Genomic DNA, 17,774 nt, shown 5'->3' with positions numbered 1-17,774 from the left:
TCGGAGGTCGTCAGACGGCGCGCAGTACCGCGACGATCTTTCCGAGGATGACGGACTCGTCACCGAGGATGGGCTCGAATGCCGAGTTGCGGGGCAGCAGCCACGTGTGGCCGTCACGGCGGCGGAGCACCTTGACGGTGGCCTCGCCGTCGAGCATCGCCGCCACGATCTCGCCGTTCTCCGCGCTGCCCTGCGAGCGGACGACGACCCAGTCGCCGTCGCAGATGGCAGCGTCGATCATCGACTCTCCCGAGACCTTGAGCATGAAGAGATCGCCCTTGCCGACGAGCTGGCGGGGGAGCGGGAAGATCTCCTCGACCTGCTGATCGGCGGTGATCGGCACGCCGGCGGCGATCCGCCCGACCAGGGGAACCAGTGCGGCATCGCCCACGGGCGTCGAGACGTCTGCCGGGTTCTCGCCGCTGGTGCCGGGAAGATCGATCAGGACCTCCATGGCACGGGTCTTGCCGGGGTCTCGGCGCAGGTAGCCGCTGAGCTCGAGCTGCCCGAGCTGATGCGTCACGCTCGACAGCGACTTGAGTCCCACCGCGTCGCCGATCTCGCGCATGCTCGGCGGGTAGCCGTACCGGCTGATCGAGGTCTGGATGACCTCGAGGATCGCCATCTGCTTGGGGCTCAGGCTCTTCCGGCGACGGGTGCGCGGGACATCGGCGTCGGTGGCGGAGTTGTCGCTCATGGTGCTCCTCAGGTGTGCGATTCCGGCGTCTCAGTTCGAATGTCGGAGGCCCGTGGTGGGGTGTTCGTATCGAAACCGTATCCGAGAATCGGCCAGATGTGGAAGATCTGTTCGAGCGTGTCTCCTGATTCAGCGGTCAGTTTTTCGAAGAACGCTTGACAGATGTTCGAATTCGAAGATAACTTCGGAACGTAGCTTCGCATTCACGGCTCCCGGCCGAGGCGCGGATGCGAACGCTACGCCAACTTCACCGCCCACGCGGTAGATGCAGAGGAGCACGACATGAGCACCATCACCTTCAGCAACGCAGCAGTCCTCCCGGCGCGTCCGGCGACGAAGCTCCGCCTGACGGTGCGCGGTCGTCGCGTCGTGCTCGCACTGGCCGCAGTGCCGCTCGCAGTGGGCATCGCCTTCGCCGCGCTGAGCGGCGGCAGCGCGATGGCCTCGGGTGAGCAGGTCGCGACGGCCTCCTTCGCAACGGTGACCGTGATGCCGGGCGACACGCTCTGGTCGATCGCCGAGGGCATCGCACCCGGTGCAGACCCGCGCGAGGTCATCGGAGACATCACGCGCCTGAACCTGCTCAGGGGTGGCGCTCTCCAGATCGGCCAGGAACTGGCGATCCCCGCGCAGTACTCGGAGTGAGCGGTCGGCGGCGGCGTCAAGCGGGATTCATTCTCCGTCACCGCGCGCATGTGTGAGGTTCACGCCGCCTACCATGGGAAGGGTGACTGCATCACTCGCTGACCTCCCGCTTCGCGACGACCTCCGTGGGCTCACGCCGTACGGAGCTCCGCAGGCGCCGCTCCCTATCGCCCTCAACGTCAACGAGAACACTCATCCGGTTCCGGATGCCGTAGCAAGCGACATCCTCGATGACATCGCGGTCGCGCTTCGCGACGTCAACCGCTACCCCGACCGTGAGTTCACCACACTGCGTGAGGGCTTCGCCGAGTACCTCGGCCACGGCCTCGATGCCAGCCAGATCTGGGCGGGCAACGGGTCGAACGAGGTGCTGCAGCACATCCTGCAGGCATTCGGCGGCCCCGGTCGCACGGCCTTCAGCTTCGCTCCGACCTACTCGATGTATCCGCTGATCTCGCAGGGCACGGGAGCGCGATGGATCGCGGGCACCCGGGAACCCGACTACACGATCACCCCGGACGAGGCGGCCGCGCAGGTCGCGGAAGTCGACCCCGACGTCATCCTGCTGTGCTCGCCGAACAACCCGACGGGCACGCCGCTCGGCCTCGACGTCGTCGAGGCCGTATACGAGGCGTCCAGAGGAATCGTCGTGGTCGACGAGGCGTACCAGGAGTTCGCGTCCCGCGACGCAGCCTCTGCGCTGACCCTGCTCGAGGGACGCCCGCGCCTCGCGGTCTCGCGCACGATGAGCAAGGCATTCGCGTTCGCGGGCGCCCGCGTGGGCTATCTCGCCGCCGATCCCGCCTTCATCGATGCCCTGCGGCTCGTGCGGCTGCCGTACCACCTCAGTGCTCTGACGCAGGCTGCGGCTGTCGCAGCGTTGCGCAACTCCGATGTGATGCTGGGGATGGTCGAGGAGATCGTCGAGCAGCGCGATCGCATCTCCGCGACCCTCGAGGCGCTCGGCTACGCCCCGCACGAGTCATGGTCGAACTTCGTCCTGTTCGGAGGAGTGGCAGAGCCCCAGAAGGTCTGGCAGCAGCTGTACGACCGTGGAGTGCTGATCCGCGACGTCGGGATCCCCGGACACCTCCGCGTCACCGCCGGCACCGAGGCGGAGACCACCGCGTTCCTCGATGCCCTCGCCTCGATAGGATCGGCTTCATGAGCACCCCCGCCCAGACCCCGCGCACCGCCACGCGTGTGCGCAGCACGTCGGAGTCCACCGTCGAGCTCGAGCTGAACCTCGACGGAACCGGTGCGAGCCGCATCGACACGTCGGTGCCGTTCTTCGACCACATGCTGACCGCGTTCGCGAAGCACTCGCTCACCGACCTCACCGTGCGCGCATCGGGCGACACGCAGATCGACGCGCATCACACCGTCGAAGACATCTCGATCGTGCTCGGCCAGGCGATCCGAGAGGCGCTGGGCGACAAGTCGGGGATCTCGCGTTACGGCGACGCGCTCGTCCCGCTCGATGAGGCGCTGGCGCAGGCCGTCGTCGACATCTCGGGCCGCCCCTACCTCGTGCACACCGGAGAGCCTGCGGGCTTCGAGCACCACCTCATCGGCGGTCACTTCACGGGTTCGCTCGTGCGGCACTCCTTCGAGGCCATCACGTTCAACGCCGGTCTCACGGTGCACGTGCGCGTGCTCGGCGGGCGCGACCCGCACCACATCGCCGAGGCCGAGTACAAGGCCTTCGCGCGTGCGTTCCGCCAGGCCAAGTCGCTCGATCCGCTGGTGGACGGCATCCCGTCGACCAAGGGTGCGCTGTGAGCGCAGCTCCTCGGGTCGCCGTCTTCGATTACGAGTCCGGCAACGTCCACTCTGCAGTGAAGGCTCTGGTCGCGGCAGGGGCGGATGCGGTGCTCACGCGCGACCGCAAGGAGGCGCTCGAGGCCGACGGCCTCGTCGTGCCCGGCGTGGGTGCCTTCCAAGCCGTTCGTGATGCGCTGCACGCGCACGGTGGCGACGAGATCATCGATCGGCGGCTCGCCGGTGGACGACCTGTTCTCGGCATCTGCGTCGGCATGCAGGTGCTCTTCACCCATGGCGTCGAGCGCGGGCACGACTCGCAGGGTCTCGGCGAATGGCCGGGAGCCGTCACCGAGCTGAACGCTCCGGTGCTGCCGCACATGGGCTGGAACACCGTCGAACCCGGCGCCGACTCGGTGCTCTTCAAGGGGATCGAGAACGAGCGCTTCTACTTCGTCCACTCGTACGCCGCGCAGTCATGGGAGCTCGACGTCATCCCGCCGTTCCCGCAGCCCGTGCTGACGTGGACCACGTACGGTGATCCGTTCCTCGCAGCCGTCGAGAACGGTCCGCTCTCGGCCACGCAGTTCCACCCCGAGAAGTCCGGCGAGGCCGGCATCCAGCTGCTCCGCAACTGGGTCGACAGCCTGCGGTCCTGAGACGAGACGCGTGGTCGCGGCGGTTCAGAAGCCGCGAGCGACCGCGGCTGCGGCCGAGAGCCAGGCCTGCTGCGCGGGGGCCGAGAGTGCACGGAGACGCAGGTGCCCGTCGACCATCTCCCGATCGAACGGGATGTCGACGACTTCGCGCGCGAGCGGGCGGTATCCGGCGACCACCTCTGCGACCTCGGCCGACGAGGCCTTCGGGTCGGCCTGGCTGACCACGACGACGGATTCGCGCGCGAGGCGGGCTGAGCGCTCGTCGCGGTCCTCAAGCGCCTCGAGAAGGAGCGCTCCCGCCTCGGCGTGGTCGTCACGCGTCGTCGTCGCGACGACGATCTGGTCCGCGAGGTCGATCATCCGCAACCACATCGGATCGGATTCGTCGTTGCCCGAATCGATGATGATCAGGCGGTAGAACTTCGCGGCGACCGCGTGGATCGAATCGACATCCGCCGGGCTGAGGCGATTCTCGTGAGCGAGCCGGATGGGCTTGGACCGCAGCACGTCGTACTTCTCCTGCGGCTGGTGGTGCACGAAGTGCGCCAGGTCGGCCGATTGACCCTGGGCGCCGAGCAGACGCTGCGTCTGCGGCAGGAGCTCGAGCAGGGTGCGGTCGTGAGCGCCGGTCTCGGTGCGCCACCCGAGCGTGCCCCGAGTCTGATTGTTGTCCCAGGCGAGCACACCGGCGCCGCCGTACTGCGCGAACACGGCCGACAGCAGCACCGTGGCGGGAGTCTTACCGGCCCCGCCCTTGCCGTTGACGACGGCGACCGTGCGCGGGCCCGGCCAATGGCGGCTGACCTCATGCTCGTCGTCGCGCACCGCGCGCTCACGGGCATTGGGGCCGAGGGAGAACCCGACGCGATTGAGGAATCCGCGACCGCCTCGGCGGGCGGGCTCCTCCCGACGTTCCTCCTGGAGGAAGGACCGGCGTTCGATTCCCTGTTCCCGCTGGCGGCGACGCGACGAGGCCGCTGCTTCCGCCTGCATCGGTGCGGCGGTGCCGGGTGCGAGCGTGGCGGGCGGAATCGGCGTCGCTGCCGCCGCGGCGAGAGCCGGTGCCTGGACCGGTGACTGTGCCTGGACCGGCGATTGTGCCTGGATCGGTGACTGTGCCTGGACCGGCGATTGTGCCTGGACCGGCGGCTGTGCCTGGACCGGCGGCTGTCCCTGGACCGGCGACTGTCCCTGGATCAGTGACGGTGACGGCTGAATCGCGGTGGGCCGCGTGTCCGAGGCGCCCGTGGCCGGTGCAGACGGGATGGTCGCGGGCGGAGAGGAGAAGCTGGGTGCCGCCGCCGCTCCGGCTGGCATTGCGGTCGAGGGGCGGAGAGGTGCCGTTGCCGGCTGTCCAGGCGGCGCCGGGATCGTCGGCGTGACGGGTGCGGCTGCGTCGGGCGTCTGCGGAGCTGCGGCGGGCCGGGTGGGCGGAGCGGACGCGGGTGGAGTCGCCGGAGCCGCTGTTGCCGGTGCAGCGGAAGGTCCTCCCGTGGGGATCGTCCGCACCGGTGCGGGCGGAACAACGGGAAGCTGCGGCTCGGTGCGCGGGGTCTGCTGAGTGGGGGGCGGCGTCAGAGGAACGGGTCCGGCGTCCGCGGATGCGGGAGTCACCGGTGCCGGCGCATCGCGCTGAGGGAGGACGGGGGCTGCAGCTGCGGCAGCCGCGGCCGCAGCGCGCGTTCCCGGCGCAGGGGTGTTCGACGGCGCACTCGCTGCCGGGGACCGTGGTGGCGGCGGAGCAGACCAGTCGACAGCATCATCGTTCGCGGTGCTGGTGTTCGCGGTGCCTGCTGCGGGGGCAGACGGCTGCGGAACGTTCGGGCGCTGCGCGGCATCCTCATCCGTGCCCTGCGTGGGCTCGACGCCCTCCGGAACCTCGGGAGGCATCGGATTGCCCCGACGAAGGGGTCCGCTTCCCCGCGCTTCCGCATCGCGCACCATGGAACATCTCCTCACCGACCGAACAGGGGCGTCTTCGAGGCTACCGCGTGGTGTCCGTCGTTCTCTGCCGTCATCATTTTGGAGCGGGCGGATGCGCGGGCTAGTGTCGACTCTCGTGCCGACGAATCGGCCCTCCCATCTCACCTGAGGACGTCATGAACGACTTCGCGCAGTCCCCTTCGCTCACTCTGCTCCCCGCTGTCGATGTCGCGGGTGGCAAGGCCGTCCGCCTCACGCAGGGCGAGGCAGGCACCGAGACCAGCTACGGCGACCCGCTGGACGCGGCAGGGGAGTGGGTCGCGCAGGGCGCGAAGTGGATCCACCTCGTCGACCTCGACGCGGCATTCGGTCGCGGCAGCAATGCTCCGATCCTCCGCAAGGTCATCAAGCAGTTCAAGAACGTCAACGTCGAGCTGTCCGGCGGAATCCGCGACGACGCCACGCTCGAGGCCGCTCTCGAGAGCGGTGCGACGCGCATCAACCTCGGCACCGCTGCGCTCGAGAACCCCGAGTGGGCGGCCGACGTGATCGGTCGCTTCGGCGAGGCGATCGCCGTGGGTCTCGACGTCCGCGGCACCACCCTCGCCGCACGCGGCTGGACGAAGGAGGGCGGCGACCTCTGGGAGGTCCTCGAGCGACTCGAGGATGCCGGCTGCAGCCGTTACGTCGTCACCGACGTCACCAAGGACGGCACGCTCAAGGGCCCGAACCTCGAACTCCTCCGCGAGATGACCTCGCGCACCCCGAAGCCCGTCGTCGCGTCGGGTGGCATCGCGAACCTCGACGACATCGCCGCGCTGCGCGAGCTGGTTCCGCTGGGCGTCGAGGGCGCGATCGTCGGCAAGGCACTCTACGCCGGCGCGTTCACGCTGGCTGAGGCTCTGGATGTCGCAGGGGACTGACGACGCCTGCGGCCACGGCCCCGACGGCCATGGCGCGAACGATCATGCCGCGGGGAACCGGGGCGACTCCGCAGGTGTGCCCTGGGAGGGGCGCAGCTTCGAGTCGAACCCGCACGCGGGCGACGACGGCTCCGCCGACCCCGCACTCCTCGACGCCCTCCTGCGCTTCCGGGCAGGATCAGGTGCCCAGACCGAGGTTGTGGACGCGTTCCGCACCGCGCGCGTTCTGATACCGCTGATCGCCGAGAAGGGCGAAGAGGGGGTGGCGCCCAGCGGGCTGGCGGTCGACAAGACTCAGGAGCTCTCGATCGTCACGGTGGCCGCGCCTGACGGCCGCCGCGTGCAGCCCGTGTTCTCTTCCGTCCAGGCGATGCAGCGATGGGATGCGACCGCGCGACCGATTCCGGTCGAGGCCACGCGCGTGGCGCTGGCGGCATCCGCCGAAGACACCGACCTGATCGTGCTCGATCCGACCTCCGACACCGAGTTCGTCTTCCGCCGCCCCGCTGTGTGGGCGATAGCGCAGGGGCACAGGTGGGAGCCGAGCTTCCTGTCTCCCGAGGTCTTCGGCGCACTGCAGGAGAGCGTCGCTCACGAACTCGCGGTCATCGACGTGGCCGTGGCCGCCGGGGATCCGGATGCGCGCCTGCGGGGACCCGAGCTGATCGTCGTCCTCGAGCTCGTCGACGGGCTGGAGCGTGAGGTTCTCGATGCGGTGCTCGCTCGGCTGGCTCAGCGCTGGGCGGCGGACGACCGTGTCGCGGTGCTCGCGGATTCACTCACCGTGAAGTTGCGACGCTCCGCCTGAGCCTCGCGGCCGCGGTATCCGCGTCGATAGGGTGGCGGCATGCGCAGGGCAGCCGGGGCCGTCATCGGACTCGTCGTCGCGCTGCTGTTGCCGGGCTGCGCGACCGCGTGCCCTGCGATCGGGTGGTCGAACGGCGTCGAGATCGACGCGTCGGCCTACGGCCCCGACGTCTTCCTGCAGGTCTGCTCGGATGCGGGATGTTCGGCGGACCCCGGGGCGGCACCGACTCTGGAGACGGATCTGTCCGTGCCCGCACAGGGTGACGCCGGGACCTTCCACTTCGGCTTCGCCGCCCCGGACGACGTCACGGTGCGCGTCTACGACGGCTCCGGCATCCTGATCGCGGAGACGCAGGAGGCCATCGCATGGACGCATTCGTCGGATCCCTGCGGCGGCCCGTCCACGGCTCCGCCCATCGTCCTGCATCCCTGACCCCAGCACCGCGAAAGGTCAACGGGCGGGCGACGCCCCGACGCGAGGCGAGGGCGCAGGGATGCTCTGTCGAGGAGAATCGGGAGGGGCCCACGAAGTGGGAGGGTCCCCGCTCTTCTCCTCGACAGAGCAGCCCGGAGCCCGGACCACGAGATCCGAACGGATGGAGGCCTAGTTGACCGGCCCCGTCCACTTCTCGCCAGGTCCCTTGCCGATCGGGTCGGGGATCGTGGAGGCCTCGCGGAACGCGAGCTGCAGGGAGCGCAGACCGTCGCGGAGCGAGCGAGCGTGCATGTCGCTGATCTCGGGCGCTCCGGCGGTGATGAGACCTGCCAGGGCGTTGATGAGCTTGCGCGCCTCGTCGAGGTCGAGCTGCGCCGCGGCCTCCGGGTCGTCGGCGAGGCCGAGCTTCACGGCCGCGGCGCTCATGAGGTGCACGGCGGCGGTCGTGATGACCTCCACGGCTGGCACATCGGCGATGTCTCGGGTGGCGGAAGACGCCGCCTCCTCCTGTCGGGCCCAGCGCTCTTCGCGCTCGCGTGCAGCCTCGTCCGATGCCTGGTTCGTCACTTCGCCTTGCCTTCTGTTAGACTTTGTCGGGCTCCGGAGCGTAATGCTCCGGCACGAAAGAGGATTCACTTCCCACCCGCGCTTGCCGTTCCAGGCTACCGGGTCTTGTACTCCACCGGATCGCGTCGTCAGATGCATCCGGCAGGCAGGGTGCAGAGCCGGCGTCTGAATGCCGGTGGGTGGGGGACGATTCTGATTTCGCCCGGGATGCTGACTGCATCCTGGTGGCCGAATCCACTCGTCTAAGGAGTTACGCATCAGCGATCCCCGCACCAATGAGCGCATCCGCGTCCCCGAGGTCCGCCTCGTCGGCCCCGCGGGTGAGCAGATCGGCGTCGTCCGCATCGAGGCGGCGCTGCGCCTTGCGCAGGAAGCCGACCTCGACCTCGTCGAGGTCGCACCCAACTCGAAGCCGCCCGTGGTCAAGATCATGGACTACGGCAAGTTCAAGTACGAAGCTGCCCAGAAGGAGAAGGAAGCTCGCCGCAACCAGGCGAACACCATTCTCAAGGAGGTCCGCTTCCGCCTGAAGATCGAGGCGCACGACTACACGACCAAGCTCAAGCGCGCCGAGGGCTTCCTCAAGGCGGGCGACAAGGTGAAGGCCATGATCCTCTTCCGCGGTCGCGAGCAGTCGCGTCCCGAGCAGGGTGTCCGTCTTCTCCGCAAGTTCGCAGAGGATGTCGCCGAGCTCGGAACCGTCGAGTCGAACCCGACCATCGACGGTCGCAACATGGTCATGATCGTGGCTCCGCTGAAGAGCAAGTCCGAGGCCAAGCAGGAGCAGAACGCGGTTCGCGACGCACAGCGCGCGGCGAACAAGCAGGCTGCTCGCGAGGCCAAGAACGACGCAGACGCACCGGCCGAGGCCGCAGCGGAGTAACTCCCGCCCCCAGACTCCCGCACCGCGGGTTGACACCGTCGCCTGAGAGGGCGCCATACGAAGGAAGAGAAGATGCCGAAGCAGAAGACCCACTCGGGTGCTAAGAAGCGCTTCAAGATCACCGGCAGCGGCAAGCTGAAGAAGCAGCAGGCCGGAATGCGCCACAACCTCGAGCACAAGTCGAGCCGTCGCACCCGCCGCCTCAACCAGGACCAGGTGCTGTCGAAGGCTGACACCAAGGTCGCGAAGAAGCTTCTCGGTCGCTGACGCGCCCGAACGCACGATAGGAACACAGGAAAATGGCAAGAGTCAAGCGGGCGGTAAACGCCCACAAGAAGCGTCGCGTCATCCTCGAGCGCGCGTCCGGCTACCGCGGTCAGCGTTCGCGCCTCTACCGCAAGGCCAAAGAGCAGGTCATCCACTCGCTCGTCTACTCGTACCGTGACCGTCGCAAGCGCAAGGGCGACTTCCGCCGTCTCTGGATCCAGCGCATCAACGCCGCTGCACGCCAGAACGGCATCACGTACAACCGTTTCATCCAGGGCCTCGGCCTCGCGGGTGTCACCGTCGACCGTCGTATGCTCGCTGACCTCGCGGTCAACGACGCCGCGACCTTCACGACGCTGGTCGAGACGGCCAAGAAGGCTCTGCCCTCTGACGTCAACGCCCCGAAGTCGGCCGCGTAAGCAGCTCTTCACCACAGAGGACGCTCTCCTTCGGGAGGGCGTCCTCTGTCGTTTCCCCGGTGTTTGCGCAGCAAGGTGCCTGCGGTTCTCTAGACTGTGAACGTGCTGGAGAACCCCCGTTCGCCCCGAGTCCGAGCCGTCGCGAAGCTGACCAAGCGCAGCGCGCGCAGCGAGACGGGTCTGTACCTTCTCGAAGGTCCTCAGGCCGTCCGCGAGGCGCTGACTTACAGCCCCGAGGCCATCGTCGAGCTCTTCTCGACCCCGACCGGGTGGGAGAAGCATCCCGACATCCGCTCGAAGGCGGCGGATGCCGACGTCGAGGTCGAGTACGTCACCGAGTACGTGCTGAACGCGATGGCCGACACCGTCACACCGCAGGGACTCGTCGCAGTCGTCCGGCAGACCCCGACCTCGGTGCGCGACGTCTTCGCGTCATCGCCCCGCCTCGTCGCGATCTGCGAGGAGATCCGTGACCCGGGCAATCTCGGCACCATCATCAGGGCGGCCGACGCGGCGGGCGCGGATGCGGTGATCCTCACCGGCCGGACTGTCGACCCGTACAACCCCAAGGTGGTCAGGGCCACCACCGGATCGCTGTTCCACCTTCCCGTCTCTGTGGGTGCCGAGCTCGACGACGTCGTGAAGAAGGCGCATGCGGCGGGACTGCGTGTGCTGGCCGCGGATGTGAAGGGCGACGATCTGCTGCGGGCGCGTGCAGACGGAATCCTGGCGGAGCCGACGGCGTGGCTGTTCGGCAACGAGGCGCGAGGTCTCGAGGATGAAGCGCTGGCGCAGGCTGATCAGGTGCTCAAGCTTCCGATCTTCGGTCGAGCCGAGTCGCTGAACCTCGCGACAGCGGCGAGTGTGTGCCTGTACGAGAGCGCGTTCGCCCAGCGGGCGGAATCCCTCTCCTGATCGCCTCACCCGAGGTGAGCCTGCACGACTGATAGGTTTATCCCTGCTCGAGCGGAGAAGGGGACCCGGAGTCGATGCGGATTCTGATCGTGGAGGACGACGAGCGCGTCGCCGCTGCGCTCGAGGCTTTTCTCGCGCGATCGGGGTACGCCACGGTGAGGGCTGCCGACGGCGCATCCGCATTGGAGATGCTGGGCGCTGACACCGAGGTCGTGCTTCTCGATCTGGGGCTGCCCGACGTCGACGGCATCGACCTGTGCCGCCGTATCCGTGGCCGCTCGGAGGTGCCGATCGTCATCGTCACCGCACGGAACCAGGTCACGGAGCGCATCCGAGGGCTGCGTGCGGGTGCAGACGACTTCGTGGTCAAGCCCTACGACGTGCATGAGCTCCTCGCCCGGATCGAAGCGGTCACGCGCCGCTCACGCCCGGTGCGCCCCGAGTCGGAGGCGCGGGTGCGGCTCCAGGACGGGGACGTCGAGATCGACCTCATCACCCGCCAGGTGATCATCGATCGGGAACCCATCGAGCTCACCCGGAAGGAGTTCGACATCGTCGCCGTCCTCGCCCGGTACCCGGGGGTCGCCGTACCGAAGGAGCGCCTCATCCGCGAGGTGTGGAACACCGACTGGCGGGGCTTCGGGCACTCGCTGGAGGTGCATGTCGGTGCGATCCGACGCAAGGCCGGCCAGCGAAGCCTCATCGAGACCGTGCGCGGCGTCGGCTACCGGTTGGCGGGGTAGCGTCCGATGCGCAGGCGTCTGATCGTCGTGTTCCTCGTTCCTCTGGTCGCGATCCTGCTGTCGCTCGGCGGCGCCGCGGCCTGGAGCGCCACCCGGAGCATCCAGCAGGCGTTCTACACCGAGCAGCTCGGTGACGTCGGGTACTTCGTGACCAGTGCACGTCAGGCGCTGCGCTCGGGGAGCGCCACGGTGATCGACGCCGAGGTCAGGCGTTTCGAGCAGGTCTACGGCATCGATGTCGTGGTGTTCGATCTGACGGGGAGCATCTGGGCCGCCGGCAACAGCGACGCCGCGGTGATCGCCGAGGACGAAGCGGCTCGCGTCCGGCTCGCCCTCTCCGGCCGCCGGGCAGAGGCCCCTGAGCCGGTCTTCCCCTGGGGCACCGCCGAATCCTCGATCGTCGAGCCCGTCTTCGACGACGGCGACGTCATCGGCGCGGTGATGGTGTCGGCGGATGTCGAGGCGCCGCGCACCGAGATCGTGCAACAGGTGCTCGTGCTGGCCGTCGTGTCGACAGTGTCGATCGGGCTCGGCGTGCTTCTCGTCTTCCAGCTCGCGCGGTGGGTGCTGTCTCCCGTCCGTCGCCTCGACGAGGCCATGATCGCGATCGAACGCGGAGAGATGGATGCCAGGGTCGCCGAGGACACGGGACCGCCGGAGCTGCGCCGGATGACACGGGTGTTCAACGGCATGGCGGATGAGATCGAGAGGGTCATGACGCGACAGCAGGAGTTCGCGCTCAACGCCTCCCACGAGTTGCGCAACCCCCTCAACGCACTCCTGCTGCGCGTCGAGCACCTCTCGACGGGGCTCGACCGCGAGTGGGACGGCGACGTCGAGGAGACGAGGGAGGAGGGGAGGCGGATGGCTCGGATCCTGGAGACCCTGCTCGGACTCGCTCGAGGAGGACGCGCGGACACCACGATCTCCGCCGTCGACCTGTCGACACTCGCGACGAGGCGAGCCGATGCATGGAGCGAGGTGGCATCCCAGCGCGGGATCCGCACGCTCGCCGGCGGAGGCGATCCGGTGATGAGCGTCACCGACCGCACGATCGTCGAGAGCGCACTCGATGCGGTGATCGACAATGCGGTGAAGTTCTCGCCGTCGGGCGCGGCGGTCGAGATCGGTGCGCGCCGTGACGGCGACCTGTGCCGGCTGAGCGTCCGCGATCACGGGCCGGGGCTCAGCCGCGAGCAGGCGGCGAACGCGGCTGACCGGTTCTGGCGCAGCGACGACAGTGGCGAGACGCCGGGCTCGGGACTGGGGCTCGCGATCGCCACAGACCTGCTCGGTTCGATAGGTGGAGAGCTGCGGGTCGAGTCGCCCGAGGGCGGCGGACTGCTGGTCACGCTGCTGCTTCCGGACGGAGCCTCGGAATGAGCAGGCGGGGCAGCGCTCGTCGGAGCTGGACGCGCATCTCGGCGACGATCGTCGTGCTGGCGGTCATCGGTGCGACGAGCGCCTGCAGCACTCGAGCGAGCCAATGGGACGACTCTCGCTACGAGATCGCGAGCGGCGGATCCGACGGGGTCTATTTCGCCTACGGCTCCGAACTCGCCGACGAGCTGTCGGCGTCGCTCGACGTCGATATCGTCGCGGAGGAGTCTGCGGGCTCTGTCGACAACCTCCTGCGGGTGAGCTCGGGGGAGGCGCTTCTCGGCTTCGCCCAGGGCGATGCTGCGGCGGATGCGGTCGCGGGTGCCGGAGCATTCGACCAACCCCTGCCGGTGCGGGCTGTCGCGCGCCTCTACGACGAGTACCTGCACGTGGTCGTCCGCGCGGATTCGGACATCGACGACCTCGGTGACCTCTCCGGGATGACGGTGTCGCTCGGCGCGGAGAACTCCGGTGTGCACGTCATCGCCGCTCGGGCGCTGGATGCGGCGGCCGTCGACATCACGTCGATCAGTGACCCGCAGCTCGATCTTCGCGAGTCGATCGGCGCGCTCGAGCGATCGGAGATCGACGGTTTCTTCTGGGTCGGGGGCATCCCCACACCGGGCATCGCGGAGCTCGCCATGACGACTCCAGTTCGGCTGGTCCCGATCGAGCAGAACTGGGTCAACTCGATCAACACGCGGTACTCCGACGCCTATCGTCCGTCGGACTTCCCGGTGGGGCTCTACGGGCTCGACGAGTCGCAGCCCACGATGGCGGTCCCGAACTATCTCGTCACAGCATCGGACACACCGGACGCCGTCGTTCGCGATGTCCTCACGGGCCTGTTCGGCGCCAGAACCCGGATCGCCCAGGACGTCCCGGCGGCCGCTCTGCTCGACCGCAGGCAGGCCATCTTCACGGGGCCGGTCGAGCTGCACCCCGGGGCGATCGAGTACTACCGGGACCAGCGGGACTGAGCCCTCAAGAAATCCTCAAGAAGTCCGCTCGCGAAGGCGGGGCTCTGCCAATCTGGGGGTCGATCGCGATCGATTCGACGGAGAATTCAGATGCCACAGAGCCCACGCCATTCATGCAGGCGCGGGCTCCGTCCATCCCCCGGGTCGTCTCGCGATCGGATCCGATCGGAGGCTTGCCGCTTCGTCCCGCCTGGGGGAGGAACGGGGCGGCAGGGACGCCCCCACGGTCCGCGGGGGCGGACCGTGGGGCACTCCGATGCGCCCGTGCGATCGGGCACCTCCCGTGGTTACGAACGTGTAAATGTCGACGCACCTGTATGGAGCCACGTGACCGACCTGGCTAGTTTGGAGAAATGATGACCTCTGGTAAGCCTCTCGTCGTGGTCGACAACGTCCAGAAGCACTATGGCGACTTCCAGGCGCTCACGGATATCGATCTCACGGTCAACGCCGGCGAGGTCGTCGTCGTGATCGGCCCCTCCGGCTCGGGCAAGTCGACGCTGTGTCGCACGATCAACCGACTCGAGACGATCACGAGCGGCACGATCAGCATCGACGGCAAGGCGCTGCCCGCCGAGGGCAAGGGCCTCGCGACGCTGCGCGCCGACGTCGGCATGGTGTTCCAGTCGTTCAACCTCTTCGCGCACCTGACGATCCTCGAGAACGTCACCCTCGGCCCCATCAAGGTCCGTGGGATGAAGAAGGCGGACGCCGACAAGGAGGCGATGACGCTCCTCGAGCGCGTCGGGGTCGCCCAGCAGGCATCGAAGCTCCCGGCCCAGCTCTCAGGCGGACAGCAGCAGCGCGTGGCGATCGCCCGTGCTCTCGCCATGCAGCCCAAGGTCATGCTCTTCGACGAGCCGACCAGCGCGCTCGACCCCGAGATGATCAACGAGGTGCTCGACGTGATGGTCGAACTCGCCCACGACGGCATGACCATGATCGTCGTGACCCACGAGATGGGCTTCGCACGCAAGGCAGCCAATCGCGTGGTCTTCATGGCGGACGGGCGCATCGTGGAGGAGGCGACTCCCGAGGAGTTCTTCACGAACCCGAAGAGCGATCGCGCCAAGGACTTCCTCTCCAAGCTCCTCACGCACTGACGAGCTAGACAGCCCGAGCTTCACAGACCTTTGCACACACAGCACACGAAGGAGACGCACATGCGACGCACACGCACACTGGCAGGAATCGGGATCGCGACGGTGGCACTGTTCGCGCTGACCGCCTGCAACAGCGGCAGCCCGTCCAGCCCCGGCGCCGGCACCGGCGGCGACGAGGGCGAGGACTCGACCTGGTTCGAGGTCGCCGAAGACGTGCAGCTCGAGGGCAGCCCGACGTTCGATGCCATCCAGGAGCGCGACAAGGTGATCGTCGGCGTCAAGGAGGACCAGCCCGGTCTCGGCTACCTCGATGTCACGACGGGGGAGCGCACCGGCTTCGACGTCGACATCGCCCGCTGGATCGCCGCCTCGCTCGGCTACGACGAGGACAAGATCGAGTTCAAGCCGATCGCCTCGGCGAACCGCGAGCAGGCGATCACCAACGGTGACATCGACTACTACGTCGGCACCTACTCGATCAATGACAAGCGCAAGGAGCTCATCGACTTCGCCGGCCCGTACTTCATCACGGGCCAGGGACTCCTCGTCGCCGCTGATGCGGACGACGCCGAGGCGCTCGAGGACTTCAACGGCAAGACCGTCTGCTCTGCGACCGGCTCGACGCCGATCCAGAACATCAAGGCGAACTTCCCCGACATCAAGACGCAGGAGTACGACCTGTACTCCGCCTGCGTCCAGGATCTGATCGACGGCAAGGTCGATGCGGTCACCACCGACCAGGCGATCCTGATCGGCTACGCCGCCCAGTACCCGGATGACGTGAAGGTCACCGGCGGCCTGTTCACCGAGGAGCGCTACGGCGTCGGCCTCACCAAGGGGGACGACGCACTGCGCGCGCACATCAACGAGCTCTTCACCGACGGTGGCGACATCTGGCAGGCGATCTTCGACAAGAACCTCGGCTCCAGCGGCATCGAGGTCGAGCAGCCCGAAGTCGACGCGTACTGACCTGACCTGGGCGGCCTCCTCGCGGAGGCCGCCCACTCATTCTGAAGAAGGGAGGGTGGCGTGGACGTCATCTTCGGCAACCTCGACCTGTGGGGGCAGGCGATCAGCAACACGCTGATCGTGTTCTTCGCCGGTGGGGTCATCGCACTGATCCTCGGTCTCATCGTCGGAGCGATGCGCGTATCGCCGGTGCCGATCGCCCGCGGCGTCGGCACCGTGTATGTCAACACCGTGCGCAACACACCGCTCACCCTCGTGTTCTTCTTCTTCATCTTCGGATATCCCCAGTTGGGCCTTCCCGAGCTGTCGAACCTGGTGCTCGGCATCCTCGCCATCGGCATCTACACCGCCACCTACGTGGCAGAGGTGCTGAGGGCGGGAATCAACACCGTTCCGGTCGGTCAGGCCGAGGCCGCACGAGCGATCGGCCTGCCTTTCGGGCAGGTGATGGGTCTCGTCATCCTCCCGCAGGCATTCCGCTCCGTGGTTCCACCGATGATGAGCGTCTTCATCGCTCTGCTGAAGAACACGACCGTCGCCGCCGGTTTCTCGGTCGCCGAGCTCGCTGCACTGCGCTCGACCGTCAACGACTCCGCCGACCGCCCAGGCAACCCCATGGAGGTCCTGCTCTGGGTCGCTGTGGTGTTCGTCGCCCTGGTGCTGCTGTTGAGCTGGCTGCAGCGATATCTCGAGAACCGATGGAGGATCGCGCGATGAGTTCCGTACTGTACGACGTCCCGGGGCCCCGGGCGATCGCCCGCAACCGCATCATCGCCGTCGCCACGATCGTCCTCGTCCTGGCAGCCATCGGCTTCATCGTCTTCCGGATGGTGGAGACCGGTCAGTTCTCTGCGGAGAAGTGGTTCGTCTTCACGTTCTCGAACGTCTGGATGGGCATCCTCAAGGCGCTCGGCAACACCCTCGCCGCTTTCGCGCTGGCCGCGATCCTCAGCGTCATCCTCGGATTCGTCCTGGCGATCGGGCGTCTCTCCGAGCACGCATGGGTGCGGATCCCGGTGACCGCGATCACCGAGCTCTTCCGTGCCGTTCCGGTGCTGGTCTTCATGATGCTGCTCTACTACGGGCTTCCCGTGATCGGCATCAAGATGGACCCGTACTGGGCAGTCGTCATCGCGCTGATGGCCTACAACGGCTCCGTCCTCGCCGAGGTGCTGAGGGCCGGCATCGAGTCCCTGCCCCGCGGGCAGAAGGAGGCGGGCTACGCGATCGGTCTCCGCAAGAGCGGCGTGATGCGCCTCATCCTGCTGCCGCAGGCCATCCGAGCGATGCTCCCGGTGATCGTGGCGCAGCTGGTCGTGACGATGAAGGACACCGCACTGGGCTTCATCATCACCTACCCCGAGCTGCTGTACTACGCCAAGCAGCTCACGTCGCAGCAGGGCAGGCCGATCCTGCAGTCGGCGTTCGTGATCGGCGGCATCTACATCGTGATGTGTCTGATCCTCTCCGGCATCGCCAAGTGGGTCGAGATCCAGACTCGGCGTTCGCCCAAGGTCAAGGCCATCCACGCCGCGGAGGATCCCCGCCAGCATGGCGACGGAACGGACACCGAGCTGATCACTCTGCAGCGCGGAGGCAGCGGATTCGGCGGCACCGGCGGTGTAGGCGGGCTGGACAGCTCCGATCCGAAGTGACCTCTACCGGCGCGGGGCGACCGCCCCGCGCCGGTAGACTCC

21 protein-coding genes are annotated in these 17,774 nt (G+C 67.8%); 18 read left to right on the top strand and 3 right to left on the bottom strand.

Annotation, left to right across the window (positions count from 1 at the left end):
* Positions 1-10 precede the first annotated feature (10 nt).
* Entirely contained in the window at positions 11-697 is a 687-nt protein-coding gene (gene lexA, locus ASF80_RS13775; protein ID WP_056312197.1) for a transcriptional repressor LexA, read from the bottom strand.
* Positions 698-979: 282 nt separating this feature from the next.
* On the opposite strand from lexA, the gene ASF80_RS13770 reads away from it, so the two are divergent.
* From ASF80_RS13770 to hisH, 4 genes are all read left to right on the top strand, one after another.
* Positions 980-1,342: a LysM peptidoglycan-binding domain-containing protein gene (locus tag ASF80_RS13770; protein WP_056312195.1), complete on the top strand. Its 363-nt coding sequence runs from the start codon at positions 980-982 to the stop codon at positions 1,340-1,342.
* Positions 1,343-1,415: 73 nt separating this feature from the next.
* Complete coding sequence (locus ASF80_RS13765) at positions 1,416-2,510, top strand: histidinol-phosphate transaminase (protein WP_200934816.1); 1,095 nt, start codon at positions 1,416-1,418, stop codon at positions 2,508-2,510.
* Complete coding sequence (hisB, locus tag ASF80_RS13760) at positions 2,507-3,124, top strand: imidazoleglycerol-phosphate dehydratase HisB (RefSeq protein WP_056312192.1); 618 nt, start codon at positions 2,507-2,509, stop codon at positions 3,122-3,124. The genes ASF80_RS13765 and hisB overlap by 4 nt, the downstream gene beginning before the upstream one ends.
* Complete coding sequence (gene hisH / locus ASF80_RS13755; RefSeq protein WP_056312190.1) at positions 3,121-3,762, top strand: imidazole glycerol phosphate synthase subunit HisH; 642 nt, start codon at positions 3,121-3,123, stop codon at positions 3,760-3,762. Before hisB ends, hisH begins: the two co-directional genes overlap by 4 nt.
* A gap of 24 nt (positions 3,763-3,786) precedes the next feature.
* Here hisH and ASF80_RS18960 read toward each other — a convergent pair whose 3' ends face one another.
* Positions 3,787-4,755 carry a MinD/ParA family protein gene (locus tag ASF80_RS18960; RefSeq protein WP_162239137.1) on the bottom strand — a complete coding sequence of 323 codons (969 nt, stop codon included), beginning with the start codon at positions 4,753-4,755 and terminating at the stop codon, positions 3,787-3,789.
* 1,106 nt (positions 4,756-5,861) lie between these two features.
* Between ASF80_RS18960 and priA the strand changes: the two genes are divergently transcribed.
* The 3 genes from priA to ASF80_RS13735 are packed head-to-tail and all read left to right on the top strand — an operon-like array spanning position 5,862 to position 7,848.
* Complete coding sequence (gene priA, locus ASF80_RS13745; RefSeq protein WP_056312186.1) at positions 5,862-6,608, top strand: bifunctional 1-(5-phosphoribosyl)-5-((5-phosphoribosylamino)methylideneamino)imidazole-4-carboxamide isomerase/phosphoribosylanthranilate isomerase PriA; 747 nt, start codon at positions 5,862-5,864, stop codon at positions 6,606-6,608.
* Positions 6,592-7,416, top strand: coding sequence for an SseB family protein (locus ASF80_RS13740; protein WP_056312184.1), 825 nt, complete (start codon positions 6,592-6,594; stop codon positions 7,414-7,416). The genes priA and ASF80_RS13740 overlap by 17 nt, the downstream gene beginning before the upstream one ends.
* Before the next feature lie 39 nt (positions 7,417-7,455).
* Positions 7,456-7,848, top strand: coding sequence for a hypothetical protein (locus ASF80_RS13735; protein ID WP_056312182.1), 393 nt, complete (start codon positions 7,456-7,458; stop codon positions 7,846-7,848).
* A gap of 171 nt (positions 7,849-8,019) precedes the next feature.
* Here ASF80_RS13735 and ASF80_RS13730 read toward each other — a convergent pair whose 3' ends face one another.
* Positions 8,020-8,418, bottom strand: coding sequence for a DUF1844 domain-containing protein (locus ASF80_RS13730; RefSeq protein WP_056312181.1), 399 nt, complete (start codon positions 8,416-8,418; stop codon positions 8,020-8,022).
* A gap of 232 nt (positions 8,419-8,650) precedes the next feature.
* Here ASF80_RS13730 and infC point away from each other — a divergent pair, with 232 nt between their 5' ends.
* From infC to ASF80_RS13675, 11 genes are all read left to right on the top strand, one after another.
* A complete protein-coding gene (gene infC, locus ASF80_RS13725; RefSeq protein ID WP_082488390.1) occupies positions 8,651-9,301 on the top strand; it encodes a translation initiation factor IF-3 in 651 nt (216 codons plus the stop codon).
* 72 nt (positions 9,302-9,373) lie between these two features.
* Positions 9,374-9,568: a 50S ribosomal protein L35 gene (gene rpmI, locus ASF80_RS13720; RefSeq protein WP_017828564.1), complete on the top strand. Its 195-nt coding sequence runs from the start codon at positions 9,374-9,376 to the stop codon at positions 9,566-9,568.
* Between the two features lie 32 nt (positions 9,569-9,600).
* Positions 9,601-9,987: a 50S ribosomal protein L20 gene (gene rplT, locus ASF80_RS13715; protein WP_045252681.1), complete on the top strand. Its 387-nt coding sequence runs from the start codon at positions 9,601-9,603 to the stop codon at positions 9,985-9,987.
* Positions 9,988-10,089: 102 nt separating this feature from the next.
* Positions 10,090-10,902 carry a TrmH family RNA methyltransferase gene (locus ASF80_RS13710; RefSeq protein ID WP_056313568.1) on the top strand — a complete coding sequence of 271 codons (813 nt, stop codon included), beginning with the start codon at positions 10,090-10,092 and terminating at the stop codon, positions 10,900-10,902.
* A gap of 74 nt (positions 10,903-10,976) precedes the next feature.
* On the top strand, positions 10,977-11,645 hold the full coding sequence (locus tag ASF80_RS13705) for a response regulator transcription factor (protein ID WP_056312177.1): 669 nt from the start codon (positions 10,977-10,979) through the stop codon (positions 11,643-11,645).
* A gap of 6 nt (positions 11,646-11,651) precedes the next feature.
* Positions 11,652-13,028, top strand: coding sequence for a sensor histidine kinase (locus ASF80_RS13700; RefSeq protein ID WP_056312175.1), 1,377 nt, complete (start codon positions 11,652-11,654; stop codon positions 13,026-13,028).
* Positions 13,025-14,005, top strand: a complete 981-nt coding sequence (locus ASF80_RS13695; protein ID WP_056312173.1) for a TAXI family TRAP transporter solute-binding subunit — start codon at positions 13,025-13,027, stop codon at positions 14,003-14,005. Before ASF80_RS13700 ends, ASF80_RS13695 begins: the two co-directional genes overlap by 4 nt.
* Before the next feature lie 353 nt (positions 14,006-14,358).
* Positions 14,359-15,108: an amino acid ABC transporter ATP-binding protein gene (locus ASF80_RS13690; protein WP_414845721.1), complete on the top strand. Its 750-nt coding sequence runs from the start codon at positions 14,359-14,361 to the stop codon at positions 15,106-15,108.
* Positions 15,109-15,168: 60 nt separating this feature from the next.
* On the top strand, positions 15,169-16,077 hold the full coding sequence (locus ASF80_RS13685) for a glutamate ABC transporter substrate-binding protein (RefSeq protein ID WP_056312171.1): 909 nt from the start codon (positions 15,169-15,171) through the stop codon (positions 16,075-16,077).
* 60 nt (positions 16,078-16,137) lie between these two features.
* Positions 16,138-16,794, top strand: coding sequence for an amino acid ABC transporter permease (locus tag ASF80_RS13680; RefSeq protein WP_056312169.1), 657 nt, complete (start codon positions 16,138-16,140; stop codon positions 16,792-16,794).
* Positions 16,791-17,732 carry an amino acid ABC transporter permease gene (locus ASF80_RS13675; protein WP_056313564.1) on the top strand — a complete coding sequence of 314 codons (942 nt, stop codon included), beginning with the start codon at positions 16,791-16,793 and terminating at the stop codon, positions 17,730-17,732. The genes ASF80_RS13680 and ASF80_RS13675 overlap by 4 nt, the downstream gene beginning before the upstream one ends.
* Positions 17,733-17,774 lie beyond the last annotated feature (42 nt).

Source organism: Microbacterium sp. Leaf159 (genome assembly GCF_001423615.1).
GTDB lineage: Bacteria > Actinomycetota > Actinomycetes > Actinomycetales > Microbacteriaceae > Microbacterium.
Note: the sequence above shows the minus strand (reverse complement) of the source record. Positions and strands in the feature narration are given on the sequence as shown.